Below are 13,948 nucleotides of genomic sequence, written 5' to 3'. Positions count from 1 at the left end.
ATAACAGATATATTATTATGTAGTATATATATCTGATTCAATTCTTCCATCTTTTAATTCTATAATTCTATCCGTTTTTTCAGCAACATGTTGATCATGAGTTATTATCACAAAGGTAGTGTTTAACTCTTTATGTATTTTTCTAAACAAATTGTATATACCTTCTGTTGTATCTGAATCCAAGTTACCAGTAGGTTCATCTGCAAGTATAATTGGCGGATCATTTATCAAGCTTCTTGCTATTGCAGTTCTTTGTTGCTGACCACCAGATATTTTGTTAGAATTCGAATTAATAACGTTTTTTAAACCAACTAACTCTAACAATTCTTTTGCTTTATTCTTTACTTTTTGATTTATTTTGTTACCAGAAATCTGATAAGGTATTAACACATTCTCTAAAACAGTAAACTCATTTAAAAGATAATGAAATTGAAATATGAATCCAATTTTTTTATTTCTTAATTCTGCTAATTCTTTTTTACTCATATTCCCTGTGTTAATTCCATCTATAATTATTTCTCCTGAAGTTTGAGTATCCAATGTTCCCATTAGATTGAGAAGTGTAGTTTTACCACTACCTGATTGCCCAATAATTGAAACAAAAGAATTTTCTCTTATCTCCAAATCAAGGTCGTGTATTACATGATTTTTTATTTTATCTCCGTATATTTTGTTTATCTTTTCCATTTTAATTAAGTAATTATCCATTCTTAATCACCTCAATAGGATTTAATTTAGAAGATTTTCTTCCAGCAATAATAGATGCAATAAGAGCAGAAGAAACTGCTATGGTAAAAGATAAAAGAATAAATCCGTAATTAAAAGTAAGAGGAATTACTGGGGTCCCATCTGCATTAATAGCAAATGTGGTAAAAGATAAAATAAGTCCAACTCCTAATACAACTCCTATAATTGCACCGATAACACCAAGAAATAAACCTTCAAGTACAAAAATTAAACTCGATTGATAATTTTTTATACCCATAGCTTTTAAGATGCCTATTTCTCGCGATTTTTGTAAAACAGATACTATCAAAACAGAGGCAATCGCTAAAGAAACAGATATAATTACAAAAACTTGTATTAATATACTGGAAAGAGACTGACTACTCAAAGCTGTTAATAAATCAGCATTTAACTCCTTCCAGGTTACTATTTTTAATTGTTCATCAAGAGATAGTGATTCAATTAAATTGGATTGTACAGTTTCAACTTCTAATGGTTTATCAACTTGCATTTCTATATTAGTAACAGAATTTGTTTCAAAGAGATTTTGTGCTGTGTCCAAATTAGTAATAAGCCAACTTTCGTTGATATTTTGAACTCCAAATTTAAAGAAACCAGAGATTTTCAGTGTTTCAGTTTTAAATTTTTCAAAAATAAAGATGCTAATTTCATCTCCAATTTTAAGGCCAAATTTTTCTCTATAATAATCACCCAAAATGACTTCTCCATCAACTGGAGTTTTACCTTCTAACAACTTTTGAGAAAATTCATAAATCTTTTCTCCTGAATCAATAGGCATTCCTTTTATAAATATATTTTTATTTACTGATTCAAATTGTAGAGTTGAAGGTTTTGAAATCACTGGATTAACAACTTTAATTTCATTATTAGAATTAGATTTTTGTATTTGTTTAGTAATATTTTCATAATCTTGTATGCTTCCATTTTCTAATTTTGAAGATACTGAAATGTGTGATGAGTCTCCTATAGTTTCATTTACAAGGCTGTCTTGGAGCCCTTGAATCAAAAGACCAAGAAAAATCTGTATGGCTACTCCAATAGCTATAGCTGATATAATCAATATAGTCTGTCCTCCACCTTTTTTCATAAACCTAAACGCTATTTTTGATAAAAAAGCCATTATTTATCACCTTCAGCAAGCTTTTCTATTTCATGAAAAGTATCAAGCAAAAAGTCAGCTTTAATTTGACTAAAAATATGGGGATTTAATCTAAAAGCTCTACCACCAACAATTATCTTTGATTGTGAATTGTTTTCTTTTAATTTTTGAATAACTTTTTTTGCAGATATTATGTTATAAGGATCGCTGACGCTTAACGCTATATAATCAGGTACATATACTTTTGTCATTTTAATTATTTCATTAAGCGGAGTATTAGCCCCAACATATAAAACATCATACCCGTTAAGATAAAAAATATCTGAAACTATCCTTGCGCCTATTTCATGATATTCTCCTGCGGGACAAGCTATAAAAACTTTCTTTCTTAATTCTGTTATAGTACCTTCTTCAATCAATTTCATCCTGTTCTGCACAATATAAGGATAGTTTATTTCTATTATTGATCTTATTATAGATGTAGAAACGTGCTCTTTAAAAATACATAATTCCTGAATGTCCTCATCACAATGCCAATTCGATAGATATGGTATTAATAGTTCCTGATATAGTTCTTTATAAGTAACTTCACCATTTTCGATCTTACTTTTAATAAAAGTTATCACTTTCTCTCTTTGTAATTTTTTCATCATACCATTAAAAGTTTCTTTGATTTTAATATCCAACTTTATCACCCCTTATTTCTCCCAGATAAATCAACTATAATACTGTTTAGAAATTTCACAAGCTAATAATACGTTGTTTTTTACTAACTCTATGTTAGAATCTAAACTCTTACCTTCGGTTATATTTTTTATCTCTTCCAATAAAAATGGAGTTAATTGTTTGCCTTCTATATTAAGCTCTTTTGCTTTTATTAATGCTTTATCAATAGATTTATTAATATAAGAACTATCCATTGAAAATTCTTCAGGAATTGGGTTTGTTATTAAAACTCCTCCAGAAAGACCTAAATCCCATTTTGTTTTCATCAAACCGGCAATATCTGCAACAGAATCTAACCTAAAAGGAACTTTTAGTCCTGAATCTTTAGAATAAAAAGCAGGTAGCTGATCTGTCCTATAGCCAATTACTGGTACTCCCATTGTTTCTAAATACTCCATTGTTAGTTTTAGATCTAATATAGCCTTAGCCCCAGCACATACTACAGCTACATTTGTTCTAGAAAGTTCTTGTAGATCGGCAGATATATCAAAATTTTTTTCTGCTCCTCTGTGAACTCCTCCTATACCACCTGTAGCAAAAATCTTTATCCCTGCCATTGCAGAAAAGATCATAGTAGCTGATACAGTAGTTGCTGCATTCAATTTTTGGGATATAACATATGATATATCTCTTCTGCTTGCTTTAACGATATTTTTAGTTTTTGCAATAAATTCAAGATCATCTTCATTTAACCCAATTTTAATTTTTCCGCCAATAACGGCTATAGTGGCTGGCACTACATTTTTTTCTCTTGCTAAATTTTCTAACATTTTAGCGGTTTCTACGTTTTGCGGGTACGGCATGCCATGTGAAATAATTGTTGACTCCAAAGAGATAATAGGTTTCCCTTCATCTATAGCTTCCTTTACTTCTGGTTTAATATCCAAAAAATCAAACTTAATCTTCATCATAACTCCTCCTGTATATTTCATTAATTTTTTCTATTTTTAAAATACTGGGAAATATTTTCTCTGATCTCAAAGATAGACTGGCAAAAACATTACCATATTCAATAGACTTTATTATACTAAAATTATTCATAAGGCCGTAAACTAACCCTGCTGTAAAAGAATCTCCAGCTCCATTTGAATTGATAACATCTGAACTAATTGTTTTAATATAGTCCATCTTTTGGTCTGAATAATATAAAACTTCTTTTTCTTTATTAGTTATAATTATATCATGAAATGATTTTATATTTTTACATTTTTCGAAAATTTGATGTTCTTCATCTAAATTGTAAAAATACATAAACTCGTTCTTGTTAGTCTTGAGAATATCAACATCATATCTTAATCCTTTTAGTTTCAAAATTTTGTTCATAGATACTGTTTCTATAATTGTAATTATATTTTTTGGTGTTAAAGACAAAACTTTATTTATAATCTCAATATTTAAATTAGTATCTATTAACAAAATTTCTGTGCTTTTTAGAATATTTTCCCATAATAATATATCTTCTTTACTAATATGATCATATATACTCATATCATTGGCCGCTACATACATATCGTTGTTTACATCATTAAAGGTTATATACTTGCCTGTACTTATTTTTTTATCTTTTTTTACATTTTTACAGTTCACTCCAGCATTCTCTGTTTCTTTTAAAACAAATTCACCTTCAAAATCCAACCCAACTGCTCCAAGCATTGTAATTTCATGTTTGTGATTTTTATAAAACGCCTTTCCCAAAACTTCCGCTATATTTCTGCCTACTCCTCCCGGAGAGTAATTAATTTTTGAAGGATTAGAATCAAATGGTATAATCTTATTAAGAGAAGTGATTGTTAAATCATAATTTATTCCGCCAATAATCGTCACTTTCATTTTGTCACCTCTTTGATATAAAAAAAAAGGTGCTTTTCAGCACCATCTAATGATTTTATGAACATAGAGAGAAAAACTTGATAAAACAACTACACATATATATTATCACTTTTTTAAGTATAAATTAAATTTCTTCAAAGACAATTATAACTATTTAACATCATTTATGCCTAAATAAACTTATATATATAAAATATTCTTACTTTTATAAAAGTTAACATAATTCAAAGGAGATGGTTAATATTTTTGAAAACATTGTAAATAGAAAAAACACTAATTCAGTTAAATGGGATTTAAACGAAACTATTTTTGGAAAAAGCGACGTAATCCCTATGTGGGTGGCAGATATGGATTTCAAAGCCCCTGAAGAAGTTTTAAATGCTCTAAAAGAAGTAGTAGATCACGGAGTTTTTGGTTATCCAACCAGAACTGATAGTTATTATAATGCCATAATAAGATGGTTTGGAATTTATCATGAATGGAAAATAGAAAAAAACTGGATATCTTTTTCGCCAGGAGTAGTCCCAGGTTTGAAAATTGCAATAAATGCCCTTACAAATCCTGGAGATAAAATCCTAATCCAAACACCTGTTTATTACCCTTTTTATGAAGTTATTAAAAATAATGAAAGAAAAATTGTTAAAAATGAAATGATCTATACAGATAGCGGATATATAATGGATTTTGAAGATCTCGAAGATAAATTTAAAGATGATAAAATGAAGCTTTTCATACTTTGCTCTCCACACAACCCTGTTGGAAGAGTTTGGAAAAAAGAAGAACTGAAAAAAATTGCAGATCTCGCTGAAAAATATGGTAAAATTGTAATTTCTGATGAAATTCATGCTGATCTTGTTTATAAAGGGTTTAAACATATACCCTTTCAAAAGATAAGTGAATATGTAAAAAACAACACTATCACTTTTACTGCACCAAGTAAAACTTTTAATATTGCTGGGTTAGAAACTGCTAATGCTATTATACCAAATAAGGAACTAAAGGAATTATTTGAAAAAACCAAAACACGTTATAGTTCAGACTTAACAAACATATTTGGTATCAGGGGTTTAGAAGCAGCATACAATTACGGAAGGGATTGGCTTGATGAATTGATTTGGTATTTAGAAGAAAACATAGACTTCATTGATGAGTATTTTAAATCCAACATTCCACAAATTAAATTTTTTAAACCCGAAGGAACATATCTTTTATGGTTAGACATGAGAGAATTGGGCGATGAAGAAACGGTAAAAGATATTCTGATAAATAAAGCTGGAGTTGGATTGGAAGAAGGTAGTATTTTTGGTGAAGGGGGAAAAGGATTTTTTAGAATGAATATAGCTACAACAAGAAAAATTATAGAAAAAGCTTTAAATAATATGAATGAAGCATTTAACAATTAAGGAGGAAAAAGTATGAGAGATTTTTTGAAAATCTACAACGAATGGTTAAATTCAGATCAACTATCACAAAAAGAAAAAGAAGAACTACTTAATTTGAAGGATAACCAGGAAGAAATACAAGATAGATTTTATGAAGACCTTAAGTTTGGAACAGCTGGTTTAAGAGGTAAACTTGGGATGGGAACAAATAGAATGAATGTTTTTACTGTTGGAAGAGCTTCTCAGGGATTAGCTAATTTCATTGAATCCAAAGGTGATGAAGCAAAAAAAAGAGGAGTAGCTATAGCTTACGATGTAAGGTACTTTTCAAAAGAATTTTCTGAATTAGCCGCGAGGATTTTAGCTAATAAGGGCATAAAAGTTTATTTACATGATGATATTACTGCAACTCCTATTCTTTCTTATTCAGTTAGAGAATTAAATGCTATATCAGGAATTGTAATAACAGCAAGTCATAATCCAAGAGAGTATAATGGTTATAAAGTTTATTGGGAAGAAGGAAGCCAAATTATGGCAGATATTGCAGAAGCCATTACCTCTGAAATTGAAAAATTAGATTATTTTAAAGATATTAATCCTATGAATTTAAAAGAAGCTGTTGATAAAGGCTTGATTGAATATATTGGTCAAGATATAAAAGAAAAATATAAAAAAGAAGTTCTTAATTTAGCTATTAAAGAAAATATAGACAAAAACATTAACATAATATACACACCATTAAACGGAACTGGAAACAAACCAGTTAGAGACGTATTGAAAAGAAGAGGATTTAAAAATGTTTTTGTAGTTCCTGAGCAAGAACATCCTGATCCAGATTTTTCAACTGTTGGATATCCAAATCCTGAAGATACAAAAGCGTTTAAACTTTCCGAAGAATTAGGCAAAGAAAAAAATGCTGATATATTAATAGCAACAGATCCAGATTGTGATAGGTTAGCTGTTGAAGTTAAAAATCAAGAGGGAAAATATATAGCTTTAACTGGTAACCAAACTGGGGCGGTACTTATTAACTATATCTTAGAATCAAGAAAAGAAGAAAACAAATTGCCAGAGAAAGGTTTTATAGTAAAATCTGTTGTTACAGGAAATTTAGGAAAATCTATCGGTGAAAAATATGGAATTGATACTTATGAAGCTTTAACTGGGTTTAAGAATATTTGTGGAAAAGAAAATGAATTACTTGAAAAAGGTGCTGGAGAATTCATTTTTGGCTATGAAGAAAGTATTGGTTTTGTTGCTGGTACTTTTGTAAGAGATAAAGATGGAGTTATTGCAGCAATGTTATTAGCAGAGGCGGCTGCTTTTTACAAAACTAAAAATAAGACATTATTAGATGTCATTCAAGATATATATGATGAACATGGTTATCAGCTTGAGAACAATTATTCTATGATCTTAGAAGGAATTGAAGGTAAAAAAAGAATTGAAAGGATCATGGAGTATTATAGAGAGAACTACCCTGAAAGAATAGAAGATATGAAACTAATAAAATATGCAGATTATCTCGAGAATAAAGAGGTAGATGTGAAAACAGGAAAAGAAGAAAAATCAGAAATTCCAACTTCAAATGTTTTGAGATTTTGGTTTGATGACGGTTCTTGGTATTCAATTAGGCCTTCGGGGACTGAACCAAAAATAAAGATCTATATTTATTCAAAGGATAAGGACAGGAAGAGATCAGAACAAAAATTAGATCAGATAAACTCAAAAATAAAAGAAATTTTTGACATGGTATAAAAATAAACGATAATTAGATAAAGTAAAATTGTACTATGAAATAGAAAAATTATTATAAAATTAATAACACAGAGATATCATATAGATGTCTCTGTGTTATTTCTTTTTCTATAATTAATAGATATTATACCTATTGCAACCATAAGTAAAGCAAACAATATCTGAATGTTCAGTTTTTCACCTGGTATAAAAATACTGGATAAAACTGAGCCTGATATTGGTATCATAAATCTATATATGGTAACTTCTCCAGCTTTATTGTATTTTAAAAGTGAATACCAAAGGCTAAAGGCAACAGCTGATAAAAGAGAACTGTAAATAAGTAAAGAAAAACTCAATAAATTGAAATCAAGAGAAAAAAATCCTACTTTAAAAGAACCAATAACAATTAATATCGTTGAACCAAAAAGCATTTGAATTGCTGTAATCAAAAAAGGGTTTAGGTTAATAGTAAGATATTTTGCCAAAATAGTTCCAAATGAGGCAACTAACCCGGCTATCAATAAAAATCCTTCCCCGTTAAATGAAAAATCAAGGTTGAACCCGCTCCCCCAATTTGCCAATATTATTCCCAAAAAACCAGTTGTCAAACCAATAATTTTTCTGTTGTTGATTTTATCATCATTGTATATAAAATGAGCCAATATAACTACAAAAAAAGTTGAACTTGATTGTAGTATCGCCGCCTTCATCCCAGAAGTGTTTGCCAACCCATTGTAGAAGAAAAAATATTGTAAAGTAGTTTGTAATAACCCCAGAATAAAAATCTTATATAAAGGATTTAATTTAATTCTCATCTTTTCTTTTCTGAATAACAAAAATATAAACAATAATATACTGGATCCAAAAAATCTAAAGCCTGCAAAAAGCACTTTTGACCATATATCATTATTTGACAAATTTAACTCTTGAAATGAAACTTTTAAAGTTGGAAAAGCTGATCCCCATAGTACACATGCCAATAGGGCTACAAAAAATATAATATATTTGTTTTCTAATATATGTTTTTCTCCCATAATTCACCTCTGAATTTTTAATCTAAAATATTTTATCACAAAAAAACTATATGTCCATTAAATCTTATTGATGATATAATTAATTTGGAGGGATATGCATGTTAAATAATACAGAAAAATATATAGAAGAATTTCTTTCTCATTTAAAATACATAAAAAGAAGGGCAGATTCAACAATAAAAGAATACAGAAAAATACTCAATTCTTATAAAGCATATATAGATGAGATGGGTATAAATAAAATAGCTTTTCTGAAATATTTAGAGGATAATTCCAAACTTTCTAAAAGGACCATAAGATTGAGAGTTGTTGTTATAAGATCTTTTTTAAACTATCTTTATGAAAATCAATACATAGATGGAATTCAATATTGGAAAGATGCATACACTGAAAGTCCAAATCAAGTCCCAAAAGGCTTAACTGAAGATCAATTGGAAATAATATTCAAGCACATAAGCAAAAACGAATATGACAAGAATTTTTTTGGATTGCTTTTAAAAATAGGGTTGCGTATTTCTGAAGCTCTAAATTTGAAAAGAGAAAACTTTATTGTTCACAAAAATTATGCAGAAATAATTGTTAATGGTAAAGGCTCAAAAGAAAGAATACTAAAAATTTCTTTTGATTATGCCAAAAATATTTTAAGTCTAACAGATACTTTCATCTTTGATAAACTTTTGAAGAATAAAAATGTACCCACTTCCAGAACTATGCAAAGAAGATTCAAGAAATATGTACAAATATCCAACGAAGAAATCAAAAAAATGAATGAAAATGGTGCCAACATAAATTTGATAAATGCAACTCCTCATGCTTTGAGACACACGTGTGCAAAAAAATTGTTGAATTCTGGTAAAAATATAGAAGAGGTCAGGTATATTCTGGGTCATACGAGTATTCAAACTACTGGTATTTATTTGAGGTCTGAACAACATACATCATTACTGGATGAAATATAACGGGGGTTAAAAATGATTATAAAAGAAGAATTGAAAAAGATTAAGAATTTTATTAACAATTTTTATAAAGAATATAACTATAAAGGTGCCTTAATAGGTATAAGTGGTGGATTGGATTCTGCTGTTGCAGCAAAAATACTGGTTGATTCTTTAGGAAAAAATAAAGTGTTTGGGGTATTGTTACCTGAAAGGGACTCATCTTCTGAAACTGTAAAAGATTCTAAAATCGTTTGTGATTTTTTGGGAATAGAATACGTTAAAAAAGATATCACTCCTATATTAAGAAAGTCAGGTGTTTATAGATTAGAGCCTCCTACTTTTTTAATACCAAGATCAATACAGAACAAATATGTAAAAAAGAGGTGGGAAGAATCTTCTGATGACACTTTTATCGATGATTTGAAAGGGGATGGAGACGAAGATTTTTTAAAAGGGCTGGCTTTTTATAGAATAAAGCACAGAATAAGAATGACACAACTATATTTCGAAGCAGAAAAGAGAAATTATTTTGTTTGTGGAACGACAAACAAATCAGAATATAAAACTGGATTTTTTGTTAAATACGGAGATGATGCAGTTGAAATAGAGCCACTTTTTCACCTATATAAAACAGAAGTTATTGAAATGGCTAAATATTTGAAAATACCTAACAAAATAATAGATAAATCCCCTTCACCCGATTTAATTCCAGGAATAACAGATGAATTTGCCATGGGAATAAGCTATAAAGAATTAGACCAAATATTATATGCAAAAGAAAATAATGGCAACTTAAATGATTTTGATAAGGCCAAGGTAGAAAGAGTAGAAAAAATATTAAAAAATTCTAATAAAAAAAGAATTAAGGCACTCCATTTATAGGAGTGCCTCGTTATTATTTTGAAATATAATTAAACAGTAATTTTGTTGTATTTTTAATCGCATCCTTATGAGTTCTTTCGTATCCGTGAGAAGCAAACACACCTGGGCCTATTAATCCATGTTTAATGTCATAACCAGCCCTTAAAGTAGCTTCAACATCAGAACCATACATGGGATAAATATCAACTGCATGATCTATATTACTATAACCAGCTATATCTATTAAATCGTTAGTCACATCGTAATCATACGGCCCACCTGAGTCTTTTGCACAAATACTGACCTGATATTCATTACAGTTTAAATCGTCTCCTATGGCTCCCATATCAACTGAGATCATTTCTTTTACATCAGAAGGGATACCAGCAGATCCTCCATGTCCAACTTCTTCATAAGATGTGAACATAATATACACTTTTCTTTTTAATTTCAATTTATCATCTTTTATCATTTTAGCTATTGCAATTAAAATACCCGCACTGGCTTTATCATCTAAGTGTCTACTTTTAATAAAACCCGAATTGGTATAAATTGTTCTTGCATCAAATGAAATAAAATCTCCCGTTTTGATACCCAGTTTTTCCACATCTTCTTTTGATTCTACTTTTTCATCTATAACAACTTCTATATTTTCATCATTTCTTTCCATAGTTTTTATATCTTTATAAACATGTGTTGATGGATGATTTAATTGAATAGTTCCTGTATAATTTTTTCCATCCCTTGTATGAATAATACAGTTTTCCCCCTCTATATTATTCTCTGGATATCCACCAATCTTTGTCAGTCTTATCCTTCCATTTGATTTTATCGATCTAACCATAGCCCCCAAAGTATCTATATGAGCTGCTAATAGTAATGGATTACCTTCTCCACCTAAGTCAGTGAGAAAAGCACCTTTATTGGTGATCTCATATTTAAATCCCAGATTATCAAATTCTCTTTTTAAATACTCTATAACTTTTTTGGTGTAGCCAGTAGGACTAGGAATTTTACACAATGATATAATCTGTTCTACTGCATAGTCGAAATATTCTTCCATTTTAGAACCCCCTGTTTAAAATTTTTGCTCTATAAACATTTCTCATTAATATTGTAGAAGTTACATTTCCAACTCCTCCTGGAACGGGAGTAACATCACAAATTTTTGAAATTGTTTTTTTTGCATCTCCAACTAATTTACCGTTTTCAACATTTATTCCTACATCAATAACTTTTTGTCCTTTTGATACAAAATCCTCGTTCAAGTATTCAGCAATACCTATAGCTATAATTATAGCATCTGCAGATTTTGTAATTTCTTTTTGACCTTTGGTCTTTGAATTTATCAAAGTTAAAGTTGCGTCCCTTCCTTTTTTCTGTAAAAGAATCGAAATAGGTTTACCAACAGTATAAGATCTACCCATTAAAGCAATTTTTTTACCTGTTATGTTCAAATTATCCTCTAATATTTTGACCGCTGATTCTGCAGTACAAGGAATGAAGTATTCATCTTCGTAAAACATTGCTGCTATGTTATGATAGCTGATCCCTTCTATATCTTTTTTAGGGTTTATCAATTTTGCAACTTGTTTATCGTCATAATCTTTTTTCAAAGGTTTTGCTATAAAAAGTGCATCAACAGAAATATCTTTGTTGTATTTTTTTATATCCTCATAAAGGTTATCTGATTTGATATACTCAAAATCTATACCATATTTTTTTGCTATTTCTGCTTGTGAATTTAGGTAAGCTTTAATCGAACCGTTTAATTTTGTAGTTAAACTTAGAAGCTTTGGTTTTTCTGTTTTACTTTTCAGATATTCAATTTCTTTTTCAACTTCTTTAACAGTGTTCTCTACATCTATTACCATCTATTTTTTCACCCCAGATATTATATTATGATAAACCTTTTATATTTCCTTCGTTATCTATATCAAGATTAACAGCATTCGGTATTTTTGATAAACCAGGCATCCTCATTATCTCACCAGATAACGCAACAATAAATCCAGCACCTGCAGAAAGCTCGAAATCTCTTATAGTAAACTCATATCCACTTGGCGCTCCTAATTTCTTTTTATCATCAGAAATAGATGATTGTGTTTTTGCTATTATAATAGGTAAATGATCAAAACCATATTTTTCAAAAAATTTTATCATTTTTTTAGCTTGTAGAGTAAATTCAACATTGCCAGCTCTATATATTTTTGTCGCTATCTTTTCGATTTTTTCTTCTATATCATCTTCAGGGTTGTAAATTGGTTTGAATTTAGTATTTGAATTTTCAACAGTTTTTACTACTTTTTCGGCTAAATCAATCGTACCATCTGAACCTTTTAGAAAGGCTTCATTAACACTCACTTCTACTCCCATATCTTCAGAAAAGTTTTCGACCATTTGGATTTCTTCTTCGGAATCAGAATCAAATTTATTGATCGCAACTACTACTGGGATATCGTATTTTCTCATATTTTCTATATGAACTCTCAAGTTTTCTAAGCCTTTTCTTAGATGGTATATACTTTCTTTTTTTAATTCCTTTAAAGACATTCCACCATGATATTTTAATGCTCTTACAGTTGCTACAATAACCACTACTTTTGGATCTAAGCCATAGTTTGGACTAACGAAGTCTAAAAACTTTTCAGCTCCCAAATCTGAGCCAAACCCGGCTTCTGTAACTGTATAATCTGACATTTTAATTGCCATTTTTGTTGCTATTATTGAATTAGTTCCATGTGCGATATTTGCAAATGGTCCACCGTGAATAAATGCTGGTGTTCCATCTATGGTTTGAACTAAATTTGGATTTAGGGCATCTTTTAAAATCAAAGCTAAAGCTCCTTCAATTTTAAGATCACCTATTGTTATTGGTTTTCTATCCATATTTCTTGCTATTACTATTTTAGATAATTTTTCTTTTAAATCATCAATGTTTTCAGATAAACATAAAACGGCCATGATCTCTGAGGCGGCAGTAATGATAAATCCATCTTCTCTAACTAAACCATTAGTTTTTCCACCAAGCCCAACAACAATATTCCTCAAGGCCCTGTCGTTCATATCGAGAGCTCTTTTCCAAAATACTTGAGTTGAATCTATTTCTAAATCATTTTTAAATTTTATATGAGAGTCTATTACAGCACTAACCAAATTATGAGCCGTTGTAATTGCATGAATATCTCCAGTAAAATGAAGGTTTATGTCTTCCATTGGTAATACCTGTGAATAGCCTCCACCTGCTGCACCACCTTTTATTCCCATTACTGGTCCCAAGGAAGGTTCTCTCAAGGCAACGATTGATTTTTTCCCCATTTTATTTAACCCCATGGAAAGACCAATGGAAGTTGTTGTTTTACCTTCTCCGGCTGGGGTTGGCGTTATTGCAGTAACCAAAATTAGATTTCCGTCTTTGTTATCTTTTATTTCTTCATAATACCTCGAAGACACTTTTCCTATATATTTTCCATAAGGATTTAAGTATTCTTCTGGTATGTTTAGTTGTTCTGCTATTTTCTCGATCTTTTCAAGTTTAGCTTCTTTTGCTATTTGTATATCTGTTTTCAAAAATATCCCTCACTTTCTAAT

Annotated in this window: 13 protein-coding genes; 4 read left to right on the top strand and 9 right to left on the bottom strand. The window is 29.7% G+C overall.

Annotated features, from left to right (window positions below; translation table 11 throughout):
- Positions 1 to 15: 15 nt before the first annotated feature.
- Genes BLS00_RS03110 through BLS00_RS03090 form a run of 5 tightly spaced genes read right to left on the bottom strand, consistent with a single transcriptional unit; the run spans position 16 to position 4,402 of the window.
- Positions 16 to 708 (bottom strand): ABC transporter ATP-binding protein, encoded by a 693-nt coding sequence (locus tag BLS00_RS03110; RefSeq protein WP_091402732.1) that lies wholly within the window; start codon positions 706 to 708, stop codon positions 16 to 18.
- On the bottom strand, positions 701 to 1,867 hold the full coding sequence (locus tag BLS00_RS03105; RefSeq protein ID WP_091402731.1) for an ABC transporter permease: 1,167 nt from the start codon (positions 1,865 to 1,867) through the stop codon (positions 701 to 703). Before BLS00_RS03105 ends, BLS00_RS03110 begins: the two co-directional genes overlap by 8 nt.
- A complete protein-coding gene (locus BLS00_RS03100) occupies positions 1,867 to 2,532 on the bottom strand; it encodes a cobalamin B12-binding domain-containing protein (protein WP_091402729.1) in 666 nt (221 codons plus the stop codon). The genes BLS00_RS03105 and BLS00_RS03100 overlap by 1 nt, the downstream gene beginning before the upstream one ends.
- A gap of 30 nt (positions 2,533 to 2,562) precedes the next feature.
- A complete protein-coding gene (locus BLS00_RS03095) occupies positions 2,563 to 3,480 on the bottom strand; it encodes a pseudouridine-5'-phosphate glycosidase (protein ID WP_244885731.1) in 918 nt (305 codons plus the stop codon).
- Positions 3,470 to 4,402: a carbohydrate kinase family protein gene (locus BLS00_RS03090; RefSeq protein ID WP_091402726.1), complete on the bottom strand. Its 933-nt coding sequence runs from the start codon at positions 4,400 to 4,402 to the stop codon at positions 3,470 to 3,472. Before BLS00_RS03090 ends, BLS00_RS03095 begins: the two co-directional genes overlap by 11 nt.
- A 233-nt stretch (positions 4,403 to 4,635) precedes the next feature.
- On the opposite strand from BLS00_RS03090, the gene BLS00_RS03085 reads away from it, so the two are divergent.
- Both BLS00_RS03085 and BLS00_RS03080 read left to right on the top strand, forming a co-directional pair.
- Positions 4,636 to 5,805, top strand: a complete 1,170-nt coding sequence (locus tag BLS00_RS03085) for a MalY/PatB family protein (RefSeq protein WP_091402725.1) — start codon at positions 4,636 to 4,638, stop codon at positions 5,803 to 5,805.
- 12 nt (positions 5,806 to 5,817) lie between these two features.
- Positions 5,818 to 7,542 carry a phospho-sugar mutase gene (locus BLS00_RS03080; RefSeq protein ID WP_091402723.1) on the top strand — a complete coding sequence of 575 codons (1,725 nt, stop codon included), beginning with the start codon at positions 5,818 to 5,820 and terminating at the stop codon, positions 7,540 to 7,542.
- A 77-nt stretch (positions 7,543 to 7,619) separates the two neighbouring features.
- Here the strand turns inward: BLS00_RS03080 and BLS00_RS03075 are convergent, their stop codons facing one another.
- Entirely contained in the window at positions 7,620 to 8,558 is a 939-nt protein-coding gene (locus tag BLS00_RS03075) for a DMT family transporter (protein ID WP_091402722.1), read from the bottom strand.
- Between the two features lie 98 nt (positions 8,559 to 8,656).
- Between BLS00_RS03075 and BLS00_RS03070 the strand changes: the two genes are divergently transcribed.
- A complete protein-coding gene (locus tag BLS00_RS03070) occupies positions 8,657 to 9,517 on the top strand; it encodes a tyrosine-type recombinase/integrase (RefSeq protein ID WP_091402720.1) in 861 nt (286 codons plus the stop codon).
- Positions 9,518 to 9,529: 12 nt separating this feature from the next.
- Positions 9,530 to 10,378, top strand: coding sequence for an NAD(+) synthase (nadE, locus tag BLS00_RS03065; RefSeq protein WP_091402718.1), 849 nt, complete (start codon positions 9,530 to 9,532; stop codon positions 10,376 to 10,378).
- A gap of 13 nt (positions 10,379 to 10,391) precedes the next feature.
- Here nadE and BLS00_RS03060 read toward each other — a convergent pair whose 3' ends face one another.
- Genes BLS00_RS03060 through BLS00_RS03050 form a run of 3 tightly spaced genes read right to left on the bottom strand, consistent with a single transcriptional unit; the run spans position 10,392 to position 13,927 of the window.
- A complete protein-coding gene (locus BLS00_RS03060; protein WP_091402716.1) occupies positions 10,392 to 11,420 on the bottom strand; it encodes a M42 family metallopeptidase in 1,029 nt (342 codons plus the stop codon).
- A 1-nt stretch (position 11,421) separates the two neighbouring features.
- Positions 11,422 to 12,231: a bifunctional 5,10-methylenetetrahydrofolate dehydrogenase/5,10-methenyltetrahydrofolate cyclohydrolase gene (locus BLS00_RS03055; RefSeq protein WP_091402714.1), complete on the bottom strand. Its 810-nt coding sequence runs from the start codon at positions 12,229 to 12,231 to the stop codon at positions 11,422 to 11,424.
- Between the two features lie 25 nt (positions 12,232 to 12,256).
- Positions 12,257 to 13,927, bottom strand: a complete 1,671-nt coding sequence (locus BLS00_RS03050; protein WP_091402712.1) for a formate--tetrahydrofolate ligase — start codon at positions 13,925 to 13,927, stop codon at positions 12,257 to 12,259.
- Positions 13,928 to 13,948 lie beyond the last annotated feature (21 nt).

It is taken from the genome of Geotoga petraea (assembly GCF_900102615.1).
GTDB lineage: Bacteria > Thermotogota > Thermotogae > Petrotogales > Petrotogaceae > Geotoga > Geotoga petraea.
The sequence above is the reverse complement of the archived record's forward strand: the minus strand, read 5'-3'. Positions and strand labels throughout refer to the sequence as shown.